We start from the raw sequence: 24,074 nt of genomic DNA, 5'->3' as shown, positions 1-24,074 counted from the left end.
ATTATTTCTCTTTTTGATAATTCCCAGCTGACTCTGCAACAGCATCTCTTCTTACAGACACACAAAAATTATCCTCATAAAAGGAAAACGTGCGAACATTTGCCTGGTGGTTTGGAATGGGGTCACTGACAACGATGTCGGTGTTACTTGTTCAGGGTGGAGTACGAGATCTTGTGTATGGCTCACCGTCTTCGACAACCTTTGAAGGAATTCTCTCCATGGGATTGACCATATTGGGTGGAGGATTGCTTGCCGGCTGCGTTGCCGTTATCTTGAATCGGTTGCGATAGTGTTATTGAAGGCAGTTTGATAAGGGGAGGCAAGGAATCTCCAGGGTTGACGAAGGCTACTGGGTTTGGTGTAGGCTTTTGGAGTGTGCTTGAGTAGACAGACATCTACGGAAATTCACGTCGATATTTGCCATTATGACTTGTCTCAAATGCCAGGGAACTATGCTTGTAGAGCGTCACTATGCCACTCTCGCCCAACGGATTCATGCCCGTTGTATCAACTGTGGGTTTTGGTTTGATCTCGCTGATGTCCTTCGGTTTTTCAAGAAAGTGCTTGAAAGTGGGTATCGAGGATTAAAAATCCGAGAGACACTTTAAAACATTTTCTTCCTCTCTTTACCGTGTTCTGCCTCCATTCTATTTCTTAACACCTTTGCCCGAAGTTCGCAGCCGTTCGGGGTAGGTCGTAACAATCATCACTATCGGCCGTGGTTGACCGTTGGCAGTGCTTAGAGTCAGAGCCAATTCATGACGATTCCGAGTCATTCAACCGTCCTCAGTCGAGGAGCGAGGTAATGTGTTGAGGTCTGGCGTTCCACGTGTTGTGATGGAAGGAACGCGGCAGAAGACTTAGGGGCACCTCTAAAAACCGTCCTTTTCCGCGATGGCGGCGTTAGCCGCGTGCTCAAATCCTCATGTATTGGCTACCTACGATCAAAATAGCAAGAGTTCGCTCCCCTCACACAATGGAGGATTTATCAGTGTCGTGAGGGTTGTCCTACTATCGTAGCCAAGGCTCAGAACAGTGGCCTTAGGCACGATGGGCCACAGGGCAGACGGTACTGCCACCTTTCCTGTGTTGGGATGGACTCTCCTTTCCGTGAGAACGATCACAGGTGCCCAAGTTCCGCGCGCGGCCTCCTTGCCCTCACACAAAAATCCATGTTTTTAGAGGTACCCTTAAGAGTAGGTGGGGGAGTTTTGAGGGTTACGTGCAATCCGTTCAATATGCACGATGCCATCGTGTGATAAAATCGTTGCTTTTTCTAAAAGATACTGCATTTCTGCAATATTTCCTGGCCAGTCGTAGTGAGTGAGTACCTGATAGGTTTGATGGCTTATTTGGTCAATTGTCTTGTCATACTTTTCCGCATACATGTCGACAAAATGTTGTGCTAATGGCTCAATGTCTTCAGGTCGATGACGAAGAGGGAGGATGTGTAAAGGAACGACATTCAGACGATAGAACAGTTCTGCTCGAAACCGGCCTTCGGCTACTTCTTCCTGTAAGTTCTGCGATGTTCCGGCAATAATTCGAACCTGGTCCTCTCGGTCATAATTTGGTCTATTCAACGATTCCATTTCTAGTGTTAGCAGAGTACGGAGTAGCCAAGTTTGCGCTTCCGGAGTGAGCGTTCCGACTTCATGGAGGTACAGTGTGCACCCACGGGTCAAGTCGATAGGGATCTCTTTGTTGTCTGACAATGGGGGGCAGCCCTCTTGATTCGAAAGTTGTAGTGGATGTTGAGAAATGCTGGGACGGAATCTTGCGCAGTCTAGTCGATGGAAAGAAGATTTTCGTCTAATGCTGTGGTGGTGAATGTGGCGTGCGAAGGTTGCTTTCCCGCTGCCAATTTCTCCGATGAGGAGAACGCGACAATCAGCCTGTGCAACCAGGCGAAGTTGTTCCAGAAGTTCGAGAAATCGTGTTCCCTGGCCAATGAGAGGCTCGTGTGTAGGCTGAGGGTGTGGATCATTGGTCGAGCTGACAATCGCATTAGCAGGCATGGCGTTGGTTCCTTTGTTTTGAAGCATCACAGGAATTTTAAAGAAGCAACCAAGGTGCCATTTTTTTTCGTTTTATAGAATCGCCATAGATCTTTGTTTTTACGAATATTTTTCGTTTTACTTGAAATGGATAAAAAATGGAACGTGTAGGGTTAGGCCAGCATTTGCCTAGGACTGGGTATGTTTTCAATGCAGGAGTCCATTTTCGACAAGGCTTAACTGGGGTCGGCTATTGAAGAGCTGTCCATTGGGGTGACTACCACCCACCTAGCTGATGGCGAAGGCTGGCTCACTGAACATACAGTTGAGGAGCGCGTACTTTAGGGAGGGTCTTTGGTACCAGAAAAACGTTGTGGCCCTTCACATATGTCAAAATAGTCGACATATCTGATAGCAACGAGAGGGGTATGTAAGAACCTGTTGGTTACGCCTTTGTTTTTTTCGGCGTCCTGGTATTTCTTTTCCAGCGTGCTGAACTTGGGTGGTGTTGACCATATGTTCGAGGGGTGTTCTCAGAAGCGGCTGGTCGTGGTTCCCACTCTTGTACTTGCCCTGCAGGCCCTCTGGACCACCAGCAGGAGAGAGAGAATGGCTTATTTGGCGTGTCGTCTGACATGGGAGAATCCTTTTGTGAATGAGTAGGTAAAGGGTCTTCGCTTTCTTGGTCACCAAGTTGTTCGGATGGATGTGCTTCAGAGTGATTCATTGTCTCACTTTCTCTTCAGTGTGGGGAAAATACATCGGAAAACAGATCATTTTTGCTAAAAATAGACTGAGTATTTAAATTAAGCAAACATTGTACCAATAAAATCTATTGGAACTTTCTTATGTATTTCCACGGCAAATAAAGACTTTAATCGTCTCGTCTTTAAAGAGAAGGTGGATTGACTGGATGTTCCATAATTATTATTGCAAGGAAAGTCGACGATTTCCTGGAAATATAGAGTGTTCTGCACGATTCTATGTCGAATGACAGGTTGCGATTGAGCGAATCGATGGCTAGTGGAATGAGGTTCCGCTTTTTTATTGGAGTTTGTTCTGGGGGGGCTTCGCAAACCATTGAGTCGTCACAAACTTGAATTGTGCTGAGTCAAAAGGTTTTAAAATGTACGCATTCGCGCCACGTTCCATAGCGACCATGGCGCGATCCTTTGCTTCCGAGGCTGTGACCATGACGACTGGAAGGTATGGATATTGTTGTCGAATAGTCTGAAGAACCTGTACGCCATTCATGTCAGGTAGGCCAATATCCAAAATAACGCCATCGTAGAGGTTGCCCTGAATGGCTTTGAGTGCATCCTTTCCCGTGCGGGCAGGCTGGACCTGATACCCCTCTCCTTCTAATCGATCAACAACGAGCTCCAAGATATCCGGATCATCGTCTACGACGAGAATGCGTTTTGCGGTTTTAGTGTCAGGAGAGGGACCTTTCTCTGACGAGGGTTCAAGGGGAAGATCGACGTGGAAGGTTGTTCCCTTCCCAACCTCACTTTCAACCGAAATGGTTCCATGTTGAAGGTCTACGAGTTGTTTCACGATCGACAGGCCCAACCCTAGTCCTTTGACGTGAGTTTTGTGCCGACGATTCACGCGGAAAAATGGTTGAAACAAATCTGGAAGGTCTGTCTCAGGAATACCCTCTCCAGTATCCTCAATCGACAGTCTGGCACACGTTGCATCGAGCCGCAGGAGCTTCACACGTATAGCCCCTTCACATGGGGTATATTTAATAGCGTTGACGAGCAGATTGATCAGGATTTGACTCATTTTGTCTGCATCGGCATGTACCGTGAGTGTGTCGTCCTGACATTCCAGCTTGAGGGATTGCTGTTTGTCTGCGGCTTGAGGTGTGAGTTCTTCAATACATTCTTTGGCCAATAACGCAATAGGTACTTCACTAAGGATTATCTCCATTTTCCCGGCTTCTAGCCGTGCACGGTCGAGCAGGTCGGAAATCATTCGTGCCAGGCGGTTGCTGTTGGCTTGAATTCGCTGAAGACAACGTTCCTGTTTTTCGGAAATGGAGCCCGTCACTCCGCCTAAAATGTTTTCCGCAAATCCTTTAATACTCGTCAGTGGACTGCGGAGTTCGTGAGACACATGTGCAAGGAATTGTGACTTTAAGCGATCAAGTTCCTGCAATTCTTCATTAGCCTGTTGGAGTTCCGCCGTTCGTTCCTCCACTCGCTCTTCCAGGCCAAGATTCAATTCTTCAATTTGATGATAAGCCTCAGTATTATCAAGGGAAATAGCGACCTGGGTTGCAACGGTTGTCATGACATCCAGGTCGTCTTGGGTCAGCGATGGTCCGTGGATTCGATCAACCATTAGCGATCCCATGACTTTATCGTTGACTTTTAAAGGGACGGCAATGAGTGAGGTCGCTTTGGAGATTGTGGCCATCTCTTGATTCAAACGATGTAGGCGTTCCCATACAGCATGGTCATGGATATTTTCAAGAAGCACCGGTTCGCCTTTCAGGGCCACTTGCCCTTCGATTGTCGTCGGATCTGAAATAGGAATTTCATGGGAGCGGGCAAAGTGTTCGGCTTCTTCGGACAGGCCCAAGACGTGCGTATCGTGATTGACTTTGCGCACAGGGTCGTAAAAACTGATCATGGCGCGGTCGTAATGCAGTTCTTGAACAATGGTTTTTAACACATTTTGGATTAAGGTCTTGCGATCCAATGTGGCGCTAAACAGTAACCCCGCGCGATGCAGGGTGGTAAGTTGTGTCACTTTCCGACGAAGCTCGACCGTGCCATGTTCCTGTTCCAGAAAGGCTTCGCGGAGTTCCTCGTGACGAGTTTCCACCGTTTCCAGTTGTTCCACAATCAAGGCTTCTCGCTGTTGTGAATGCACCTGTTGATTGCGTTGGGTACAAAACCAGGTGATCACCGGTGGGAACAGGGCAATGGCTAAGGCCTCAGCGAGGGTGACCGTCGGATGTTGCCATTGCAGGTATCCGAAGGCGAGCACGCCGACTAGGATGCCTCCAAGGGCCCACCCAAATGGAACTTGAATTGGTGGCGTCCAACGAAACTCCCATTCACACCACTCATCACCATTTGCAATGCATTGGAGGTCTTTAACCGTTGCATGTCCCAACTGATGGACATGCTCAGGAACAACGGACAGTGCGGTTTTCGAGACTTCACATATTTGGTCGGCACATCGTTTTCGATAGGCTCCAAATTGTTGATAAACGTGATCGGTGTATTTCATTCGAAGAATGGCTGTCCCTTCAGTCACGGTGCCCACTTCAAAAAGAATGGACCCTCTGGCAAACTTTTGTCCAAAGTGCGGAAACATTTTGTAGATTTGTGACACGGAGAACGGACGGCCTAAGGTTTGAATGATTGGAGAAATATACTTGGTTTTCCCGACGTGGATCTGAAATTGCGGATCTTGGGAAATCAGGAGACAAAACTCAGTCAAAAAGCAGACAAATTCATAGGAATAGCTGTTCCAAATATTTTTCAGAAATGATGGAGACACATGATACGTGGGATCAGGAATGCGTTCGTTGAGGAGAGTGCAGAGCTCGGATGAGGCGTGAGGCCCTGCTTCCGATCCTCTGTTCTTGGCCGCCAATTCTTCCAAATGCGTCACATAGGCGCTGACCTTAATGCCTGTCACGTCGCGTATTTTCTCTCCTTTCTCATCGACACCAAAAGGCCGAAACTCCATCGTGCCTTTTTCCAGAATGGTGTGCTCTTTGGAGAGGAAATTCATGAATCAATGATGAAGCTGTTGGGGTTATAGCCGTTCCAGTTATGCCGAATCAGTTACATGTCGATCCACTGAATTCTGCTTGACCCTTTGTTATTGAACCGTCAATCGTATACAGGGCATCCAGGCGGGCATAACTTTCCTCTATGTTTGCGCCGTGTGAGATGGATTGAAGCGGCCAGCTCTTTTTTGGTTTCGCTCTATTGAGCAGAATCATACACTGATAGGGGAGAGCGAACACAAGCCAGTGGGGAAAGTAACGTATCTCCTCGCTTGTATTTCGTATCTCGTCGTTCGTAAGGCATGGGAGGAAAAACGTGAAGGAGGGGTCGTGAAGCGTCAAAGGCAAGTCTAAAGACTCTTCTTGAGAGATACCTTCTTTTTTTACGAGATACGATTCACGAGCAACGAGCAACGTTTTTTGTTATTTTTCAGGTAGCATGTGGGTCCAGCCGGTGCCCTTATGATGGAAGTCAAACGTGTGCGGATGGAAAATTTCAGCCAGAATTTCTAACGATTCGACGAGTCGAGGTCCTGGACGATTAAAGTATTGGTTGCCATCGGTTGCATAGACATTCTTCATGTGCACGGCGCGTAATTGATGCCAGATAGGATTGGACGTCAGGGTGTGAGCATGCTCTTGAATCTGGGAAAGAGAAAAGCCGCATGGCAATATGAGAATGATGTCGGGATCAGCATTCAGAAGGGCTTCCCACGTGATCCAGGGCGCATGGTGTCCGGCCTTGCCAAAAAGACATGATCCACCAGCCATTTCCACCAGTTCAGGCACCCAATTCCCAGCCGCCATGAGAGGATCCATCCATTCAATGCAGGCTACTTTGGGTGAATGATTCAGGGGGTGAGCCTGTTGGGCAATGGCTTTCATGCGTGCTTGAAGCATGTCCAAGACCTTTTGTCCACGGGTTTCCTGCTTGAGGGCCACAGCCACGGTATGCAGGTCGTTCCATACACCTGACAAATCAGTCGTCTGAAGCGGTACGATTGCGGGTTTCTTCCCAAGCCATGAATCTAGGGCCTGCTCCACATCCTGGAGATTGACGGCACACACATCGCACTGCGTTTGTGTCACAATGACATCAGGCTGTAACGTTTGTAACATGTCAGGAAAGACTCGGTAGACGGACAGAGCATTTCCCAAAAGATCTTTCACGCGTGCGTCGATCTCATGGCTTGATCCATTCACCTCAAACCTCGGTTCGGTGCAAATGGGAAGATGAGTAATCGAAGCAGGAAAATCGCACTCGTGGGAACGTCCAACGAGTTGGTGTTCTAGACCCAAGGCGCAGACCATCTCGGTGGCGCTGGGAAGCAATGTGATGATTCGTGTTTGCATAAAAAGTCTACGGATTCATTAGTTCTAAGCTCTCAAATCTCCAGAATCGTAATAGGCCACTGCGCGATTAGCAAGAGAGGCAATTTCCTTACTTTCCCTCGCCCCAGCGAGGAGAGGGTAGGGTGAGAGGAGAAAGTTGGGGGTACGTATCACATGGCGTGAAAATGAATGAGACTCCAAAAGAAAAAAACCATCCTCATTGTACGGATGGAAGCCGTAGGTCCGCGTATGGTAAAAGGATGCCATTAATTAGAATACAATTGTCTAATCCACCCACGGAGGGCATTATGGCCACGAAAGCGTATATCCTCATGAAAGTCAAAACGGGAAAATCCCAAGAAGTGCTTGCGACTTTGAAAGCGATGGCCGGCGTCGAACAAGCTCATGCCTGCTTCGGTCAACCAGATATTTTTGGACTCATTAACGCACCCGACGACCGTGCCCTATCCGATCTAATCATGACCAAGATTCACACGATTCCTGGCGTCGAGGAAACCGATACGCATATTGTGGTGCAGGAGTAGGAATATAGGACGGAAAGAGAAGAACTCAGAGATGCGATGCTGAGAGGCGTCTAATAAGAATCTATTCGTAGGTTAGGGATTTTTCGGAAATCCTTAAGATTCCGTGAAATAAGAGATTCATCGCATATCAATGCGTGAGCGCCAATCATGAGATCCATTATCCCAATTGGAGTTCCTTGATTTTGGAGATAAGCAAGCAGTTTGCCGTATGTTTCAGGTAGGCGGTGATCTGGATAGAGGATTTTGCAGTGCTGAAAGAGCAAGTCGATTCGGCCACGTTCTTTCGTTGAGGTTGACAAGGGCATCCCAGCTTCAAGTTCACAGACCACGAACATGCTTAGACGTACTGGGTCATCATTTAACTCTTCTAGTTTGCGATGAGCTGGCCCATAGGTTTGACGTTTTTCTTCTCGAAGCAAATCGATCACAAATGACGTATCAAGAAAGCTCATAGGCGAGGAGCTTTGACGGGATGCTTCTTTCTGTTCGCCACTTGCTCCTCAATATGGTCAAGTGTCGATTCTTCAACATCAAATGAAGGCAGCAGTTGCAAGAGAACTTTTGCGGTAGCCTTTCCGCCCAGACTCTCCTTAATGACTGAAGAGAAGGATTGTCCGTGTTTTTTACGGCTTGCGAGTAAGGTGTAAGCTTCCATGTCAATGGTAATAGTTTTAACAGCCATGCACTTATCGTGCACTTATATTGGGCGGTCGTCAATTCTTCGTCCGTGTTTAGACATTCGCTGTTTTCTTTCAACGAATCAATGCACTTCTTCAACGGCAGTTATAGCCGTTCCAGTTATGCCTAATCAGTTATAGCCGTTCCAATATACTCCGTCTGTACGACGTGTGTTTTTTCGCTGTGTGGATGATGTACATTCGGCTGGAAATTATTTGGTTTCGCTATAAATGTCGATCCACTGAATACTGGTTATAGCCGTTTCAATTATAGCGAAACCATGAAACATTTAGCCGAATTGACAGCACATACCAGACGCAACTACACACGTCATATAAGCGAACGAGAACCGGACCGGCTATAACTTCCGCTGGTGGAAACGTTGTACCGCGCTGAGTTCGTTGTATTTTCCTGTTTGGAACGTATTTGGATTCGCTATAACCCTTCGTTATTGAACCGTCAATCGTATACAGGGCATCCAGGCGGGCATAACTTTCCTCTATGTTTGCGCTGTGTACATGATGTACATTCGGCTGGAAGTTATTGGATTTCGCTATAATGACCTACCTGGATGAATTTGAACTGATGTGGGTTGCTACATCTCTATAAGGTTAGGCCAAAATGTCTCTCGTTGGAGGAATCTTGCTGGTTGCGCACATGTTGGATGGTGAAAGAATGTGGGGAACGAAAAGGGCCAGCATAAACAATATGCTGGCCCTTGAGGCAAGTTGAGAGAAAATCTGAAGATGTATCGTTTAAAACAACCCTGAAGCATGTCCCGACGAACTCATGAAAAATAACATGGGAATCGAAAGCATCGTGTTCGTTCGAGATGCCAACAGCGCGGTGCGGCCAGCTTTGGCCTTTTCGTCTGCTGTCGCTTCTTTCATCCCTAGGACTTTTTTCTGATTGGGCCAAATCACGCCCCATACATTCAGCAGCATGATGGTTCCAAGCCAGGCTCCCATCCCAATGACGGCATCCTGTCCCTGTAGCATAAATGCGCTTCCAAGCCGATGCTGAGTCATCAGCAATATCGCACCAAATATCCAGGTAACCAATGCACTCCAGCGGAACCACCACAAGGCATTCGGAACGAGATGCTGAAACGCTTCGGCTTTTGTTTCGGGTTTGACGGCCTTCAGAAACGGTACTTGTATAAAGTTAAAGTAGTATAGAATCCCGATCCAGGTGATACCCGCGAGGAAATGTCCCCACGCATACAAGCTTTCCATATTGATTCCCTCTTTTCTAAAATTTCTGGTGAATAGTTGTCGTGATTAAAGAATGGTCGTGATCTTACACGAGCATTTTCACGAACCCATAGAGCACGATGGTCAACACAAACCCAGCTGTAATAGTTCCACTGATCGTATCGAGTGGATTACCCATTGAAACCTCCCTGTGTATTGTCGAAAAACGAAATAAATTTCAGCCAAGCCGTTCTAGCTGACAGAGCACGATGAACACAGTAGCAAACCTCGAAAGCTTCCTGGAAAGACTAGAAGGTCGGACATCTTGTAGAGTGAACGATAGTGGGTGCACCGTGCCCCTGTTCACGGTAATAACCCTAACCCATTCCGTAGGGGTTCTTCAAGATGTCGTTCGCCCTATGGCGGGCTGTGGGGTTTGTGGGGCTCTTGGCTTATTTATTCTATCTTTGGCGTACGCAAGCAGAACCGCCAAGGCTTCTGAGCCCATTCCCCGGCATAGTCCACGCCTATTCGTGGAAGGGCAGTGATGAGGCTGGGGGGGATACGCTCACCTCGATCTTCAACCCAAATTGCTTGCCCAATCGTGGCATCCACACAGTTTAAGCTTTTATCGATGCTCAACTGCCGACAGACACGTCCAGGTCCATCGATACGAATGGGTTGCGGAAGCTGTTCTCCTCTCTGCTCAACGATCTCAATCCCTCGAATGAGAATTGCCGCCGGGAACTCGGGACGTTCCGTCACGAAATTGAGTAAATAGTGCATTCCGTAAATTAAGTAGACATAGGTCTGTCCCGGTGGTCCGAAAAGAACCTCTGTTCTCTTGGTTCGACCTTTCGACGCATGACAGGCTTTGTCTTCTTGTCCAATATAGGCTTCGACATCGATAATTCTTGCCACGGACTTGCCTGAAGCAGAGTCTCGAAACAAATACTTGCCTAACAGCTCCTTCGCAACTTTGAGCGTCGGTCTATTATAAAAAGACCGTGGAAGCGGGGTGGAGAGTATATGAGCGTGTCGATGGGGTTGGGGGCGAAAGATCGTTGTCAAGGTACGTGCAATCCTCTGGTTTTATCGTGAGGAAAATACGGTCGCGAGTTTTTGGTCAAACGTTTTTACCTGTGAGATGTCACGTCGCTTACAGCATGCTACGTGCAGAAGGTCGCGAGCCGTAAGGTGAGCATATCGAGAGATCAGCGTTCTTGCACATTGTACATCCGCAGGTTCTAACGACCAGACCTCATGCACGCACGATTCGACTAAGGTGAACGCGGCATCTAACGTCGAAAGGCGGTTCACCGGGAGGTAGGCGTGAAGGAGTTCTTGCAGGACTTCAACGGAAGTGACTAAGAGCTGGTCCCGTTCAAAACAGTCTGCAAAAAATTTTCGTGAAGGTGCCTTAAGTGGGTGGGACAGTCCGACGGCATACATGAACACGTTCGTGTCCACGAATGTCATAGGTCAGCCTGGCCCGAGGCGCGCGAGCGGTTAATCACTTTGAGATGATCCTCCCAATCAGGTTCAGTTCCCTCATCGTGAGCATCACATTCAAGAAAAAATCGTTCGAGCGACTCTTTGTCATAGATCGGTTTTTGCTGTTCGTTCAACAGTAACTTTTCATTCCCGGCTTTTCTTAGCCACGCACTCAAGGACAGTCCTTCCCGTTGAGCCATGGCTCTAAAGGCTTCTCGTTCCATTTCATCTATTATGACTTGGACTTTTATCGACATGATTAGTGTGTGTATTATGGTTACACATACATCTTATCATTACACATATGTATATTCAAACATGCATGTGTGTAAATTAAGAAATTTCCATTTATAGCCGTTCCAATTAGTTTCCGTACGTATGAAGCGGTGTTTCGCGCTGAGTTGATTTATTTGAATCGGCTGGAAGTTATTTGGTTTCGCTATAATCAAATAGATAGATTATGTTGACGGATTATCGGTGAGCCAAAACACTATTTGTCATTATTCGACATGATCACCATAGGGAGGAAGCGTGGTTAAACGAGTATCCTCAACCGGACCTCCGACAGTAAAGTGGTAGAGCGATTGATACGTAGTGTGTGGATAAAAGCCGAAGACTTTATGGACCGGATTATCGAAGAAACACCCGATGCCCGTTGACCGGATGCCGGCGGCTTCAGCCTCCAGGTACAGCACTTGCCCAATCAACCCTGTTTCCCAAAAGAGACGCCGATAGGCCCAAGGTCCATTGGATTCTAACGTGTGATCAAACTCAGAAATCATGCCTAACGAAAAGGCGCTATCTCCAGCAATTTCCTGCCAACAGCTCACCTGCATCGCAATCTTCTGCGCGTTTCCCTCTTCTAAGAGATACAGGGGAAGGTCATCCGGACACGCTTCAGGTGTGGTCCAGACGAACTGTTCATGCATGGTAGATTTGAATTCAGTCAATTTTTCTTGAGAGCGATCTCGAATCAGCATGTAGAGACCAGGAGGGATCCCCTCCACTCGATGGACAAATATGGCCAGGTGTATCGTTGGATTCCAGGGAATACAGTCCCACGGCATAGGACGTTGAGCAACAGGAAGGTCTTCTTGGGGCATGACACGGCTCAGCATAGTGAAGAAGCGTTGAGCGGGAATGCTAGTGTGTCCATCGAACGAGACAGCGCTACGGCGTTGATGAATAATTTGACCGGCTGAGAGTTGAGACATTTCTAGTGGTGGACTGGATTCTCCGCTCCCATCTTTTCCCTTTTCTACTTCTAGAGGGTTAAGAAAAGCGGGCAACGCAACAGATTCCAATGCCTGCGATGATTTCCACGAGGCTTCCGCCACATCATCGATGATTTCCCAGGGAATAGGGTTATCGCGACTCAATCGATTGGCTTTGCCTTGCCAAGTGCCCTGAGCGAGATTCCGTACGGCTTGCTGATCCAGCGCTTGTGGAAACTCTTGTGGTTGTGACGCATCCATTGGCCAAATCACGGCAACTAGTTCTGGATATTCCTTTTCAGACTGCACGAAATCATCTGATCGATTCAGGCCAAGCACTGTCGAAAGGGTCTCATCAGAATTCCCTTCGAGCAGGCTCATCTGCCAGCCTAAGGTCGCGGCAGCAAAGCGAAGTGTGCCAATGGCATGGCCGACATCATGCTGACAATATCGGAATGCCCGTTCGCCATATTTCCACGCTTCCCGCCAGTGAATGGAGCTGAGTCCAACAAAAAATGCTTGCTCAGGGAATCCTTCAAACAGAGGCTTGGCTTCAGAGTCGGTACAAATTAGACGGTGTTCGAGCCCATGTTCTTTGGGCGCATAATGGTAGAGGCCGGGCGTGAGTGGTAAGTCTGTGTAGTGGTTGAGAAACAGATACCCTTCAGTCGGATGAAGATTCCCGCTGGAAGGATTGCTGCGTAAGGCCCATCGATTGCCCCCATATTCTTTCCACGCTGTAAGGGAGAGTGCATACTCAAAGAAACGTGATAGGGACTCGATACTGAGGGGTACGGATGGGATAGTATGCGCACGATAAAGATCTTCGTACGTGGGCGAAACAGGCTTATCATCCAGAGTCAGGCGAGGTAGCGGGATAAGTGGGGCGCCGTTAAACCGGCGAAACGGGTTTGGCTGATTCGCCCAATCCATATAGCCCAACGATTGGGCATATTGATTAAAGTCATGCTTGGTTTGTTGATGATAGCGTTTGACTCGCTCCAAATAGCCTGAGGTTGATTGATGAGTTACGTCAGATTCCATGATAGTTTAGTGCTTTCAAACTACAAAAAGTGTCGTTGGGCCCTCTGTTTATAATTTGTATATGGGTGAAAAACTAGCGGATGAACTCCACAAAACTATCCCGGGGATTGAGCATTAGCAAATGAAGCGAGATTGAATCTATAGGTCAAGTGCAAGGCAAGTTTTGCGTCAGGCAAGAAAAAAGGGGGAGGTTAGTTTCCTACAACAAGTTCGGCTTCAAGAGGATGATCTTTTCGAAATCGACTCACGCCCTGTACGCTAAACCCAAGCACATGGCCTTGCTCATCGACGCGTTCCATGACTGCATCGTGGGCTGTCGGACGCATGAACCCTGGAGCGTCCTTGAACTGCACTTCCAGAAAATCTCCCTCAGGATCAAACCAGACTTTCACTTTTTCGGCCATATCGTTTCTCCTGCTTTTAATTGATCGGTCAAATAGGCCGTGACCACAAATGCATCATCTGGAGGATACTTTACCACGACACATAAGAATTTCGCACCAACACGGGTCTGGGCATAGAATTCATAGAATAATTCGACCGTCTTGTCAGAACGCGAAATACGAACTTCTGCGGGAGATTGTAAGACCCGTTCAATCTCAGCTTCCATTCCAGCCATCTCCTGATGCTGCAGAATATGGGCAATACGCTCATCTGTGAGTCTGACGGAGCGGCCAAAACAGTCATGAATTGTCTTCACAGATCACTATTTCCTAAGCCACTATTTGTGGCAGATAGAGGTATTTCTGAAAATTCGTAAAGACATGACTAATATCCTCTGGTTGTCCGAGGTCGGTCACGGCATCGGCAATCGAATCGTGATATTTCAATCGTAATAGCGGCGTCAGTTTGGTCTGATCGAGTTCTTCCACACCAACTTGGACGTATTGTGACAGCACAAAATCAAGAAAGACTTGTTGTTTGCTGTTGAAGTAGGTGCTGATTGCTACCTTGGCCTTGTCTGCCCGCTCTTGCCGCGTCAATGGCGGTAACGCATACGCCACGTGCGCGAGTACGTCGAAGAGGTCGCTGTTCTCGGCATCAATAATTTTCTGCATTTCAGCCATCTGTTCATGTCCAAAGCCCTTCTCGGTGAGTCCTTGTAAGAGTTTGGCTCGCGTGTCGGGAAGGCTCCAAAGAGCCCGGAGTTCAGCCTCGTTTTTGAAAAACTCTGGGAGTTTGCCAAATAGCATTTCGAGGAACTGGAGCGCCGACATGGGCGTGCCGTCCGGATGCCAAAACGTCGTGCACATCATATGTTGGATGACACGAGCTTTCCCATCGGCTAGCTTCACCTTAATTTTCTGTCTCTTCACGTAGTCGGGAGAGGTTTCACGAGCTTGGTTGGCTGATGGGCGAGAGGAGAGACGAGGCCTACGTCCTGCTTCCTCTTCAGGCTCGATCGGCTCACCATCCCACTCAGGATCATTGAAGTGATGATGCGCCTTCACGAAGTCGTAGATCGTGAAGTAATCCTTTCCGTCATACAGACGAGTACCTCGTCCAATAATCTGCTTAAACTCGATCATCGAGTTGATGGGCCGCATTAAGACGATATTCCGGATGTTACGTGCATCTACACCAGTTGAGAGTTTTTGCGAAGTCGTCAAAATGGTGGGGATAGTTCTCTCGTTATCTTGAAAGTCTCGTAAATGTTGCTCGCCCAGTGCATCATCATCAGCTGTCACCCGCTGACAATAGTTCGGATCGTGACTCGTCTTCATTTGATTAATGAGGTCGCGCACGGCTAGTGCATGGTCCTGGGTGGCGCAGAACACCAGAGTCTTTTCATGCTGGTTGATTTGCTCCATAAAGAGCTTCACACGGTGGACTTCGCGTTCCTTGATTTCAATGATCTTATTGAAGTCAGCTTCCTCAAAACGCTTGCCCGCTTCGATTTCCCCCTCGATGACCTGGTCATCAGGAGTGTAAACATAGTCGTCGAGCGTTGTGGCAATTTGCTTCACCTTGAACGGTGTGAGAAACCCGTCGTTGATGCCTTCCTTGAGTGAATAGATATACACCGGCTCGCCAAAATAGGCATAGGTGTCGACGTTATCCCAGCGCTTCGGTGTGGCGGTCAAGCCAAGCTGCACGGCAGGCGCGAAGTACTCCAGAATTCCGCGCCAGTTGCTTTCATCGTTGGCTCCTCCCCGATGACACTCATCGATGACGATAAAGTCGAAGAAATCCGGTGGATACTCCCCAAAATAGGGCGAGGGATGATCGTCTGTTGGTGGCTCGCTCATGAAGGTCTGGAAAATTGTAAAAAACAGGCTGGCATTCTTTGGGACTTTGCCCTTCTTGCGGATATCGTCAGGCTTAATGCGAACCAGCGCATCTTCAGCAAACGCGGCAAACGCGGTGAAATCATTATAAGCCTGAGTTGCAAGCGTATTGCGATCGGCCAGAAATAAAATGCGAGGACGACGCGATGGTTCTTTGTCTCGTTTCCAGTCCGTCAGGTTCCAACGAGTTTGAAATAGCTTCCAGGCAATTTGGAAGGCGATGGAAGTTTTGCCAGTGCCAGTAGCAAGAGTGAGCAAATTTCGATCTCTGCCATCAGCAATACGTTCTAGCACTCGATTGACAGCGATCTCTTGATAAAAACGAATGGTCCAACTTCCACTCTTGTCGGGAAACGGGATTGAGGAGAAGCGATCGCGCCAGTCATTCTGTTTAGCAAAAGTCAGGTTCCAAAGTTCGTTGGGACTCGGATAGTGTAGAACGTCACCTTCTGCTCCCGTTCGCATGTCGATGCCGTAAATTCCCTGGCCATTGGTGGAGTAAGTGAAGCGAATCGCAAGTTTTGCAGCGTAATTTTTAGCCTGGCCTACCCCTTCGGTCAGTGATTCATCCCATGCCTTGGCCTCGACAACAGCCAACTTGATGTTTCGATACTCCAGCACATAATCAGCAGTAAGTGGCTTACTACGTCGCCCGTATCCCTCAAGCCGTCCTAGTGTAATGGGGTACTCACGTCGAATCCGGCTTCCTTCAACCACACCCCAACCTGCCGCTTTTAACGCGGGATCAATATGCTCCGCTCTTGTTTCGGCTTCGTTCATCGTCCATTCCCTAGACACTTAAAGGAGATAGGTAAGCGAATCATACACCTCTTGCTTCAAATCGTCGCGGATACCGTAGCAAAGGTCGTACTCACCCCGACTCCCAGAGCCTACGCAGAGGGACCGCATGCATGCCGTCGCCAAAGCTGGCGCAAGTCTCCCCATCATACAGAACCACGCCACCCGCAAAGCGCGATCCGGCAGCCTGTCTGAGTTTACGCAATCCACGGAAGTCGCTAGACGTGACTGTGGCGCCCGCCTTGACTTCAACGCCTACTAGCATGCGTGCTCCTTGTTCAATCACAATGTCCACTTCACTCCCATCCTTATCGCGGAAATGAAAGAAATGTAACGATTCGTTGTGCCAGCTTGCCTGACGTCGAAGCTCTTGAAACACAAATGTTTCTAGAAGTTGACCTATTAAAGAACGGTCGGCGGTTAACGAAGCAGAATTGATGCCAAGCAGCGCCGCAGCTAGCCCTGTATCGCCCATGTGCAGTTTTGGGGTTTTAATGAGTCGACTCAGTCGATTGCTGTGCCAGGGTGGTAGAGTTTCCAGAAGAAAAATGCGTTCCAAGAGTGTCATATAGTCGCGGATAGTCGGACGGCTGAGCTGAAATGGAGCAGCTAAGTCGGAAATGTTTAACAACCTGCCAGTCTGTCCTGCAGCCAAGGTGAGCAATCGAGGCAAGGCATCAAGTCGGCTAATGCGAGACAAGTCACGGACGTCACGCTGGATAAGCGCATCCAGATAGTCTCGATACCAGGCAGCGCGTCGTCGCTCAGTCGATCGAGCCAGAGTTGCGGGATACCCGCCTGATGTGATGCGTTGACTGAGTTCGCTTCCTAACCGCTTGCTACGTCGGGTCTTGAAATCGGCGGTAAACAGCGTGTACAGAAAGTCGGCCTCCTTTCTTCCCAGCTCGCACTGTGCCAACGGATGCAGACGTAGCAGTTCCAATCGACCGGCCAACGAATCAGTGAGCTTAGGCACCAACAGAACGTGGGCCGAGCCCGTTAAAATAAATCGGCCTGGGGTGCGTTTCCGGTCGATAGCTGTCTTGAGTGTGGTAAAGAGGGTTGGGACTCGTTGGACTTCGTCTAGAGTGACGCGGTTGGGCAGGTCATCGACAAACCCAGCCGGATCGGCTTCTGCAGCTGTGCGGGCCACATCGTCATCAAAATTGATATAGGTGTAGCCCATGCGCTGGCCAACCCGTTGGGCCAGCGTCGTTTTGCCACACTGGCGCGGGCCGTAAATCAGCACGGCCGGGGAATCGGTGAGCGCTTCAATCAAGAGTGGTTCGGCATAGCGCGGAAGTAGGCGTGAACTAGCCATTGGCTAATCGTAAACATGAAATGCGGCTAATTGCAAGGTTTATGGTCGTCCAATTGCAAGGTTTATGGTCGTCCAATTGCAAGGTTTAAGGGCGGCTGATTGCAAGGTTTGAGGCTGGCCAATTGAAAAATTTGCAAACGTTACTATTTTATTGACGAGATAGCACAGAGTGATTGCAGATGACCGCTTCCAAGTTGAAGTGCTCAATTTTTCTGGTTACTCTGCGTACCCCTTCCTGCTGAACTGTTTCCAAAATGGAAACAGTTGGTTCTCGCTCCAGTTCGCCACTTGCAAAAATGTTTTTAAGTGCTTGGAAACGGCTGCTTTTTGTACATCGAACAAGGTGGCCATTTGCTCCTGCGACAGCCAGACCGTCTCACGCTCAAGCCGGACTTCGATGCTTCCACTGGGTGTTTCGTAGATACTGATCTCGTTCATGGTTAGTTTCTATAATTGTCCACTGAAGGCCTGATGCAGCAGCGATTTTTTCAACTCATCAAGAGCGGCCAACTTTTGCTGGTAAATGGATTCGAGGCGTTGGGTTTCTAGGTGGAGGACATCGAGGCTTGCAGCTATCTCCTTTTGCTTTGTCACTGTGGGCAACCAAACCATGAACTCGAATAAGTGCTCTCGATTTACCTTTGGAATTCCTGCGCGAGCTGAACCTTGTATCGCATAGTCAGTGAATGGTTTACTCAGTAAGAGGTGGAACAAGTAGTCGCGAGTAATTTGGTTCGGCAACGGCGTCAGCGGATACATATCCGCGCTGCACAAGCCATGGAAGTCAGCACGAGCCACCTTCATGAGGTAAGGACGAATCTTGCTGTAGAGGACCATCGATTTGTCGAATAGAAACTTCCCAGAAACCAGACCTTCTTCTCGCGAGGTCTTTAGGCCAACAAAGACGCCTGTTTTTGACTCAATGTTACCCGTGCCGACATGAACCAAATCAAAAAAATCATTCTTGCGAGGATCAACGAGCGTTGAGGTAATCGCACATACTTCGTTCAGTCTTTTTTGGGCCCATCCCTTGCCTCGCTTTGTAAAGATGGAGTGGAGGGGGCTGTCGAAGAGGGCGCGGGCGTTTTGGAGGTTCTTTCCGGCGTTGGCTTTGGCGGTAGCGATGCCCTCAAACGCTTCGTCGAGAATACCAACGATTCGCTGCTGTTCAGGGAGTGAAGGAGCTGGAATCGTGAACTCGTTGAGCTTTTCTTTTGTTATGTGAACTATACCAACAGCCCCGCTTACTGATTGCTCTATTTCCTCAGTGATGTGACGTAAGGCATGGAATGCATATCGTTTAGCGATCCCTTTGTGGAGGCCAATCTTGAAGATATGTTGGTTAAGAACTCCTCTCTGGCCGCTCCATAAGTGCGAGCCAAATGAAGAACCGACTGTACCTGACCACGAAAAAAGCAAGTCGCCTGGTTCGACGAGAATATCCTGATTATATTTCCCAGCAAAATAGTTGAATGGTGCGTCTTCTCTGTTGAGATTCTGAATGCGGATAATAGGCAACCCGCTTGTAGACCACTCTTCCTTTTTGAAGGCGCGTCCGTTCTTGAAGTCGAATAGATCGCCAAGCCTTTTACGCGGAGTCTCCTGCTTCATAGCAAGGCCATAATATTCGCAAGCACCTTTGCACTTTCGTTGTCCAATGCTCTGATTTCGTCCATGATTTCTTGCGGACTGCGGTGCACGATTTCTTCTCCGCCGTTGGGATTTTTCACGGAAAGCGCGAAGGTTTTTGGATCAATTTTCTTGGCATCCACTGTCCAGCTCTTAGGTGAGTCGGCGAAAGTCTTTTGCAGTTGGATGAACTCTGTCAGGTCGTCGTCGTTGAGAGGGTTGGTCTTGCCAAGGCTCCGGCCTGGGTCGAGCTGGTAGAACCAGATTTTTCTCGTGGGTGCGCCTTTTTCGAAAAAGAGCACCACGGTTTTTACTCCTGCACCCTGAAACGTACCGCCTGGACAATCGAGCACCGAGTGCAGGTTGCAGGATTCCAGCAGGAGCTTCCGGAGGCTGCTTGAAGCATTGTCGGTGTTGGAGAGAAAGGTGTTCTTGATGACCACGCCGCCATGCCCGCCGGCCTTAAGCATTTTGATGAAATGTTGGAGAAAGAGAAAGGCTGTCTCGCCGGTGCGGATGGGGAAGTTCTGCTGTACTTCCTTGCGTTCCTGGCCGCCAAAGGGTGGATTGGCCAGCACTATGTCAAACCGGTCTTTTTCTTGAATGTCAGCGAGGTTTTCGGTGAGCGTGTTGGTATGGATGATGTTTGGTGCTTCGATGCCGTGCAGGATCATGTTCATGATGGCGATGACGTAGGCCAGAGACTTTTTTTCTTTTCTGTAGAATGTACGGGTCTGGAGTGTCAGAAGATCTTTAGTCGTGAGATTTTTTTTCGATTTCAAGTACTCGAAGGATTCATACAAGAAACCCGCTGACCCGCAGGCACCATCGTAGATCGTTTTGCCAAGTTTCGGTTTAACCACTTGCACCATGGCGCGAATGAGTGGGCGCGGGGTGTAATATTCGCCGCCGTTGCGCCCGGCGTTGCCCATGTTTTTGATCTTGGCTTCATAGAGATGCGACAGCTCGTGCTTCTCAGACTGTGAACGGAAACGGAGTTCGTCTATGTGATCGATGATCTCACGCAGGTTGTAACCGCTTTGAATCTTGTTTTTGATCTCGCCGAAGATTTCCCCGATCTTATATTCGATCGTGTTCGGGCCACTGGCCTTTTGCTTGAATCCGTGCAGGTAGGGGAAGAGCTTGAGGTTCACGAAGTCGCGGAGGTCATCGCCGGTTTGAGCTTTGTTGTGATCGAGCTTCCCGTCCTTCTCCTTGGGTGCAGCCCAGTTATCCCAGCGAAATTCGGTGTCGAGGATGAACTGGTATTTCTTGCTCTCCAGCTTGCCTTCGGTGGCCCTGTCCTGCTCCAGGCCATCTAAGTATTTCAGGAATAGCAGCCATGAGGTCTGCTCGGTATAGTCCAGCTCCGTCGTACAGCCAGCTTCTTTTCGAAGCACGTCATCGATATTTTTAAATGCTTGCTCGAACATATTGGTCTATTTCTTATACCTCATTCTGGCCATGCGTAAAGAACGGAAAGTATTTCTTACTTAACATTTATTTATCGAGGAATGTACCCCAACCTCTCAAAAAAAGTACAGTTTTGCGAAATTCCCAAGGTACTCTCGAACTATAATTTAGTTCCTCGCGCGATAGACACGCCGATTGTTGGATACATATGGGTGCGGCTAAACTTCTTTAAGAAATGGAAGATAATCCCTTGCTAACAACTGACGGATTCGCCTTGTACAAGGGTGAGTCCTGAGGCTTACTTTTGAAGAAGATAGATAGCAAATCGGTGTTTTGGGATTTGATCGAGGTCTGCGGTTTGATCTCAGCGAGAAAGTCGGCATAGGCTGGGCGTTTGACGACGACGCGGTTAGTGGCAATTGGCAGTGCAACGGTGAATAGGTCATCGGCGGCATTTTCCTGCCCTCCAACTTCTTGCAATATTCTCATGTCTTTCTTCACTAACGCCGAATTTTCTTTTGGTGGAAACATGGGGTACCGATAAATCACGACGGGTTCAAGCGGATCCTGAAAAAGTGTCAGATCTATTGTTGTCTCATTGAATACGCTCTGGGGCACGCCTCAGGTCAGATATTACGTTCACGCATACCTCAGGCCTCTTCCCATCCTCCAAATTGATCAGAATGCTTTACTTTTCCCTGCGAGTTCTTGTGAGTGATCGTAAATAGTCTTTCTTCTTCCCATACCCACGACCACAGGTACATTCTCAGATGAAATTCCGTGGTCAGTATTGATGTGAAAGACCTGAGACAGGCATCATGTCTCGTGTGCTCTCTATGAAAGACGATCAATTACGAATGGGACCCGTTCTCCCCATCAACCTTGGATGGGGCCCAGAGGTGTGACCGAGAGCGCGGTGGCGTAGGACCTGATCTGGAGCTATTTCCATGCGATTCTATATTTTACGTAATCAGGAGGTCGTTTTGGCTTCTGGTGCGAAGGAGTTTGGCGAATGGGTGGAAACGGCTGATCGAGTGGTGAGTCACACAGAGGTCGCCGATGTTGAGGTGTCGACGATGTTTCTTTGTATTGATCATCAGTTCTTTGCCGGCCCACCTCTCATTTTTGAAACGATGGTGTTTGGTGGCGATCTTGATCAAACGTGCCGCCGCTGTTCCACATGGGATGAAGCGGTGGCGCAACATGAAGTAATCTTGTCAGAAGTGTTAAACCGCATGTATGGCTATTATAAGCCTGGTTGAACCTGTGTCGTTTCGCTTGAGAAGGGGATATTCTCATTTTTAGCGATGGGATGGAACCCAATCTCTTTATACGAAACATATCGATCTCACCGTTTCTCACAACATTTTCTTGCCAACTTTTCGGAGATTGTAGCGAATCCAAATACGTTCCACCTTATTCATGCCGACTATCAACGCGGTATCAAATGCTCAAAGGGCACGGAAGTTATAGCCGTTCGAATAGATGTCCGTTTGTGCGACGTATTGTGTTGCGCTATGTCCATGATGGACATTCGGTAGCGAAGTGTTTGGTTTCGCTATAATTGAATCGGCTATAAGGGTTATCGAATCAGTCACTCAACATTTTTCGACGATAGGTATACTTATAATCCATGCCAGCAACAATACAATACGCCTATCTGGCTCCAGAAGGATTTCAGGATCAACTAGCCAACGAGCTTGAGGGTATTCAATCCCAGCATGGACGGTTGATTGTGACGGATCGTCTTCCTGTGCAACCTCCTTTATGGGCGCAGAACTGTTGGCGCAATCCCATCTTAATACCCATTCAGTCAATTTCAGACGCGGCCCAACACCTCAAATCTCTCCAAAGAAACTGGAGCCTGTACTCCTTTCACTTACATCGACGAGGCCAACTGATTCAGGAGCAACTTCCGCATGTTTCCGCAAAACCGCTACATTTTCCAACGCGGCTCCCTCAGTCTCCTCTCGGGTCATGGACGCTTCTTGATCGAGAGACTCTGTTGGCCGCAAGCGACTGTTCCAGTGCATTTCCAAATGGAGAAATACAGTTTGTGGAGGATAAGACGAACCCACCTAACCGGGCGTACCTGAAGCTATGGGAAGCCCTGACGACTGTCCGGCACTATCCCAACGCTGACCAGTTTTGCATTGATGTCGGAGCAAGCCCAGGAGGATGGACCTGGGTCTTGGCAACATTGGGCGCTGAAGTATTCAGCATTGACCGATCGTTGTTAGACAAACGAGTATCTGAAATGCCGGGAGTCTATTTTCAAAAAGGGGATGCCTTTTCCCTCAGTCCAGAAACGTTCAAAGAGTCTCGAGCCCACACCGACTGGCTTTTCAGTGACCTTGTGTGTTATCCCGAAAAACTTTTCGATTGGGTCATGATGTGGGTCGAATCAGGCATATGCCATAATTTTATTTGTACCCTGAAGTTTCAGGGGGGCAGCGATTACCGCATAGCCCAAAAATTTGCCGCTATTCCCCATAGCCGAGTGCTTCACCTTTTTCACAACAAGCATGAGTTGACCTGGATAAAGTTGAAAGCCTGGGAAACCATCCCTGAATGACACCCAGTTACAGTTGTATGGAGCATATGAAAAAATGAAACTCATTTCCTGGAACGTGAACGGCATTCGGGCCGTGATCAAAAAAGAGTTTGCCGCATCTCTTGAAGTGATGAACCCTGATGTGCTCTGTCTTCAAGAAACCAAAGCACAAGACGATCAAGTATTGGAAGCATTACACGATATTCCCGGCTATCATATTTATACGAACTCGGCCATTAAAAAAGGGTATTCGGGGACAGCCATTCTTTCAAGAAATGAACCGCTTAACCTGACCGAAGGAATAGGGATACAGGAACACGATCAAGAGGGGCGAGTGTTGACGGCAGAATTTAAAGACTACTACCTGGTCAACACCTATGTCCCTAATTCTCAGAACGGATTACAACGCCTGTCGTATCGACAACAATGGGATCACGATATGTTGGTGTATCTGAAAGGGCTGGAAGCCAAGAAGCCCGTGATGTGGTGTGGGGACCTGAATGTCGCCCACAAGCCTATCGATCTGAAAAACGATAAGGCCAACTATAACAAGACAGCTGGGTATACCCAGCAAGAGATTGACGGAATGGACAATTATCACAAGAGTGGATTCGTCGACTCTTTCAGACATTTTTATCCAGAAGTTGAGAAATACTCTTGGTGGAGCTATCGGATGAATGCCAGAGAGCGGAATGTTGGCTGGAGAATTGATTATTTTTTGATTTCTGAGCTCTTGATGTCAAAGATCAACAACGCGTTTATCCTCAATGAAATCTACGGCTCAGACCATTGTCCCGTTGGAGTCGAACTCTAGAGTATA

24 protein-coding genes are annotated in these 24,074 nt (G+C 48.3%); 6 read left to right on the top strand and 18 right to left on the bottom strand.

The window, feature by feature from the left end:
* The first annotated feature begins 89 nt into the window (after positions 1-89).
* On the top strand, positions 90-290 hold the full coding sequence (locus tag ACWHX8_RS18145) for a hypothetical protein (RefSeq protein WP_447969544.1): 201 nt from the start codon (positions 90-92) through the stop codon (positions 288-290).
* Positions 291-452: 162 nt separating this feature from the next.
* Entirely contained in the window at positions 453-608 is a 156-nt protein-coding gene (locus ACWHX8_RS18140) for a hypothetical protein (protein ID WP_447969543.1), read from the top strand.
* 582 nt (positions 609-1,190) lie between these two features.
* Here the strand turns inward: ACWHX8_RS18140 and ACWHX8_RS18135 are convergent.
* From ACWHX8_RS18135 to ACWHX8_RS18125, 3 genes are all read right to left on the bottom strand, one after another.
* Complete coding sequence (locus tag ACWHX8_RS18135) at positions 1,191-2,018, bottom strand: sigma 54-interacting transcriptional regulator (protein ID WP_447969542.1); 828 nt, start codon at positions 2,016-2,018, stop codon at positions 1,191-1,193.
* Between the two features lie 1,023 nt (positions 2,019-3,041).
* Complete coding sequence (locus tag ACWHX8_RS18130) at positions 3,042-5,753, bottom strand: ATP-binding protein (RefSeq protein WP_447969541.1); 2,712 nt, start codon at positions 5,751-5,753, stop codon at positions 3,042-3,044.
* A 421-nt stretch (positions 5,754-6,174) separates the two neighbouring features.
* Positions 6,175-7,104: a cobalamin-binding protein gene (locus tag ACWHX8_RS18125; protein ID WP_447969540.1), complete on the bottom strand. Its 930-nt coding sequence runs from the start codon at positions 7,102-7,104 to the stop codon at positions 6,175-6,177.
* A gap of 287 nt (positions 7,105-7,391) precedes the next feature.
* Between ACWHX8_RS18125 and ACWHX8_RS18120 the strand changes: the two genes are divergently transcribed.
* Positions 7,392-7,628, top strand: a complete 237-nt coding sequence (locus ACWHX8_RS18120) for an Lrp/AsnC ligand binding domain-containing protein (RefSeq protein ID WP_447969539.1) — start codon at positions 7,392-7,394, stop codon at positions 7,626-7,628.
* Between the two features lie 50 nt (positions 7,629-7,678).
* On the opposite strand, the gene ACWHX8_RS18115 is transcribed toward ACWHX8_RS18120, so the two are convergent.
* The 15 genes from ACWHX8_RS18115 to ACWHX8_RS18045 all read right to left on the bottom strand — a co-directional run bounded on the left by ACWHX8_RS18115 (position 7,679) and on the right by ACWHX8_RS18045 (position 21,318).
* The gene (locus tag ACWHX8_RS18115) at positions 7,679-8,080 is read right to left on the bottom strand and encodes a type II toxin-antitoxin system VapC family toxin (RefSeq protein ID WP_447969538.1); all 402 of its coding nucleotides are present in this window, start codon (positions 8,078-8,080) and stop codon (positions 7,679-7,681) included.
* Complete coding sequence (locus ACWHX8_RS18110; protein WP_447969537.1) at positions 8,077-8,310, bottom strand: antitoxin VapB family protein; 234 nt, start codon at positions 8,308-8,310, stop codon at positions 8,077-8,079. The genes ACWHX8_RS18115 and ACWHX8_RS18110 overlap by 4 nt, the downstream gene beginning before the upstream one ends.
* 751 nt (positions 8,311-9,061) lie before the next feature.
* Complete coding sequence (locus ACWHX8_RS18105) at positions 9,062-9,541, bottom strand: urate hydroxylase PuuD (protein WP_447969536.1); 480 nt, start codon at positions 9,539-9,541, stop codon at positions 9,062-9,064.
* Between the two features lie 414 nt (positions 9,542-9,955).
* On the bottom strand, positions 9,956-10,570 hold the full coding sequence (locus ACWHX8_RS18100) for a DNA-3-methyladenine glycosylase (protein WP_447969535.1): 615 nt from the start codon (positions 10,568-10,570) through the stop codon (positions 9,956-9,958).
* 21 nt (positions 10,571-10,591) lie between these two features.
* Positions 10,592-10,978 carry a type II toxin-antitoxin system VapC family toxin gene (locus ACWHX8_RS18095; protein ID WP_447969534.1) on the bottom strand — a complete coding sequence of 129 codons (387 nt, stop codon included), beginning with the start codon at positions 10,976-10,978 and terminating at the stop codon, positions 10,592-10,594.
* Positions 10,975-11,193 carry an antitoxin gene (locus ACWHX8_RS18090; protein ID WP_447969533.1) on the bottom strand — a complete coding sequence of 73 codons (219 nt, stop codon included), beginning with the start codon at positions 11,191-11,193 and terminating at the stop codon, positions 10,975-10,977. Before ACWHX8_RS18090 ends, ACWHX8_RS18095 begins: the two co-directional genes overlap by 4 nt.
* 300 nt (positions 11,194-11,493) lie before the next feature.
* The gene (locus ACWHX8_RS18085; protein ID WP_447969532.1) at positions 11,494-13,251 is read right to left on the bottom strand and encodes a SagB/ThcOx family dehydrogenase; all 1,758 of its coding nucleotides are present in this window, start codon (positions 13,249-13,251) and stop codon (positions 11,494-11,496) included.
* 191 nt (positions 13,252-13,442) lie between these two features.
* A complete protein-coding gene (locus ACWHX8_RS18080) occupies positions 13,443-13,655 on the bottom strand; it encodes a DUF2283 domain-containing protein (protein WP_447969531.1) in 213 nt (70 codons plus the stop codon).
* Entirely contained in the window at positions 13,640-13,951 is a 312-nt protein-coding gene (locus ACWHX8_RS18075) for a hypothetical protein (protein ID WP_447969530.1), read from the bottom strand. The genes ACWHX8_RS18080 and ACWHX8_RS18075 overlap by 16 nt, the downstream gene beginning before the upstream one ends.
* 13 nt (positions 13,952-13,964) lie before the next feature.
* On the bottom strand, positions 13,965-16,319 hold the full coding sequence (hsdR, locus tag ACWHX8_RS18070) for an EcoAI/FtnUII family type I restriction enzme subunit R (protein WP_447969529.1): 2,355 nt from the start codon (positions 16,317-16,319) through the stop codon (positions 13,965-13,967).
* A 91-nt stretch (positions 16,320-16,410) separates the two neighbouring features.
* The gene (locus tag ACWHX8_RS18065; protein ID WP_447969528.1) at positions 16,411-17,658 is read right to left on the bottom strand and encodes an ATP-binding protein; all 1,248 of its coding nucleotides are present in this window, start codon (positions 17,656-17,658) and stop codon (positions 16,411-16,413) included.
* 216 nt (positions 17,659-17,874) lie between these two features.
* Complete coding sequence (locus ACWHX8_RS18060; RefSeq protein ID WP_447969527.1) at positions 17,875-18,096, bottom strand: hypothetical protein; 222 nt, start codon at positions 18,094-18,096, stop codon at positions 17,875-17,877.
* A 9-nt stretch (positions 18,097-18,105) separates the two neighbouring features.
* The gene (locus ACWHX8_RS18055) at positions 18,106-19,269 is read right to left on the bottom strand and encodes a restriction endonuclease subunit S (protein ID WP_447969526.1); all 1,164 of its coding nucleotides are present in this window, start codon (positions 19,267-19,269) and stop codon (positions 18,106-18,108) included.
* Positions 19,266-20,720, bottom strand: coding sequence for an N-6 DNA methylase (locus ACWHX8_RS18050; RefSeq protein WP_447969525.1), 1,455 nt, complete (start codon positions 20,718-20,720; stop codon positions 19,266-19,268). Before ACWHX8_RS18050 ends, ACWHX8_RS18055 begins: the two co-directional genes overlap by 4 nt.
* Before the next feature lie 208 nt (positions 20,721-20,928).
* Positions 20,929-21,318 carry a class I SAM-dependent methyltransferase gene (locus ACWHX8_RS18045; protein WP_447969524.1) on the bottom strand — a complete coding sequence of 130 codons (390 nt, stop codon included), beginning with the start codon at positions 21,316-21,318 and terminating at the stop codon, positions 20,929-20,931.
* A gap of 329 nt (positions 21,319-21,647) precedes the next feature.
* On the opposite strand from ACWHX8_RS18045, the gene ACWHX8_RS18040 reads away from it, so the two are divergent.
* From ACWHX8_RS18040 to ACWHX8_RS18030, 3 genes are all read left to right on the top strand, one after another.
* Entirely contained in the window at positions 21,648-21,962 is a 315-nt protein-coding gene (locus tag ACWHX8_RS18040) for a hypothetical protein (RefSeq protein ID WP_447969523.1), read from the top strand.
* A 371-nt stretch (positions 21,963-22,333) separates the two neighbouring features.
* Complete coding sequence (locus ACWHX8_RS18035; protein ID WP_447969522.1) at positions 22,334-23,275, top strand: SAM-dependent methyltransferase; 942 nt, start codon at positions 22,334-22,336, stop codon at positions 23,273-23,275.
* Between the two features lie 34 nt (positions 23,276-23,309).
* Positions 23,310-24,068: an exodeoxyribonuclease III gene (locus ACWHX8_RS18030; protein WP_447969521.1), complete on the top strand. Its 759-nt coding sequence runs from the start codon at positions 23,310-23,312 to the stop codon at positions 24,066-24,068.
* Positions 24,069-24,074: the final 6 nt, after the last annotated feature.

It is taken from the genome of Nitrospira sp. M1, assembly GCF_965152605.1.
The sequence above is the reverse complement of the archived record's forward strand: the minus strand, read 5'-3'. Positions and strand labels throughout refer to the sequence as shown.

Bases quoted from the DNA above. Each gene is read 5' to 3' on its own strand.
- ACWHX8_RS18140 (WP_447969543.1), top strand. From the start codon at position 453: ATGCTTGTAGAGCGTCACTATGCCACTCTCGCCCAACGGATTCATGCC.
- ACWHX8_RS18135 (WP_447969542.1), bottom strand. From the start codon at position 2,018: ATGCCTGCTAATGCGATTGTCAGCTCGACCAATGATCCACACCCTCAG.
- ACWHX8_RS18130 (WP_447969541.1), bottom strand. From the start codon at position 5,753: ATGAATTTCCTCTCCAAAGAGCACACCATTCTGGAAAAAGGCACGATG.
- ACWHX8_RS18125 (WP_447969540.1), bottom strand. From the start codon at position 7,104: ATGCAAACACGAATCATCACATTGCTTCCCAGCGCCACCGAGATGGTC.
- ACWHX8_RS18120 (WP_447969539.1), top strand. From the start codon at position 7,392: ATGGCCACGAAAGCGTATATCCTCATGAAAGTCAAAACGGGAAAATCC.
- ACWHX8_RS18115 (WP_447969538.1), bottom strand. From the start codon at position 8,080: ATGAGCTTTCTTGATACGTCATTTGTGATCGATTTGCTTCGAGAAGAA.
- ACWHX8_RS18110 (WP_447969537.1), bottom strand. From the start codon at position 8,310: ATGGCTGTTAAAACTATTACCATTGACATGGAAGCTTACACCTTACTC.
- ACWHX8_RS18105 (WP_447969536.1), bottom strand. From the start codon at position 9,541: ATGGAAAGCTTGTATGCGTGGGGACATTTCCTCGCGGGTATCACCTGG.
- ACWHX8_RS18095 (WP_447969534.1), bottom strand. From the start codon at position 10,978: ATGACATTCGTGGACACGAACGTGTTCATGTATGCCGTCGGACTGTCC.
- ACWHX8_RS18090 (WP_447969533.1), bottom strand. From the start codon at position 11,193: ATGGCTCAACGGGAAGGACTGTCCTTGAGTGCGTGGCTAAGAAAAGCC.
- ACWHX8_RS18085 (WP_447969532.1), bottom strand. From the start codon at position 13,251: ATGGAATCTGACGTAACTCATCAATCAACCTCAGGCTATTTGGAGCGA.
- ACWHX8_RS18080 (WP_447969531.1), bottom strand. From the start codon at position 13,655: ATGGCCGAAAAAGTGAAAGTCTGGTTTGATCCTGAGGGAGATTTTCTG.
- hsdR (WP_447969529.1), bottom strand. From the start codon at position 16,319: ATGAACGAAGCCGAAACAAGAGCGGAGCATATTGATCCCGCGTTAAAA.
- ACWHX8_RS18065 (WP_447969528.1), bottom strand. From the start codon at position 17,658: ATGGCTAGTTCACGCCTACTTCCGCGCTATGCCGAACCACTCTTGATT.
- ACWHX8_RS18060 (WP_447969527.1), bottom strand. From the start codon at position 18,096: ATGAACGAGATCAGTATCTACGAAACACCCAGTGGAAGCATCGAAGTC.
- ACWHX8_RS18055 (WP_447969526.1), bottom strand. From the start codon at position 19,269: ATGAAGCAGGAGACTCCGCGTAAAAGGCTTGGCGATCTATTCGACTTC.
- ACWHX8_RS18050 (WP_447969525.1), bottom strand. From the start codon at position 20,720: ATGTTCGAGCAAGCATTTAAAAATATCGATGACGTGCTTCGAAAAGAA.
- ACWHX8_RS18040 (WP_447969523.1), top strand. From the start codon at position 21,648: ATGCGATTCTATATTTTACGTAATCAGGAGGTCGTTTTGGCTTCTGGT.
- ACWHX8_RS18035 (WP_447969522.1), top strand. From the start codon at position 22,334: ATGCCAGCAACAATACAATACGCCTATCTGGCTCCAGAAGGATTTCAG.
- ACWHX8_RS18030 (WP_447969521.1), top strand. From the start codon at position 23,310: ATGAAACTCATTTCCTGGAACGTGAACGGCATTCGGGCCGTGATCAAA.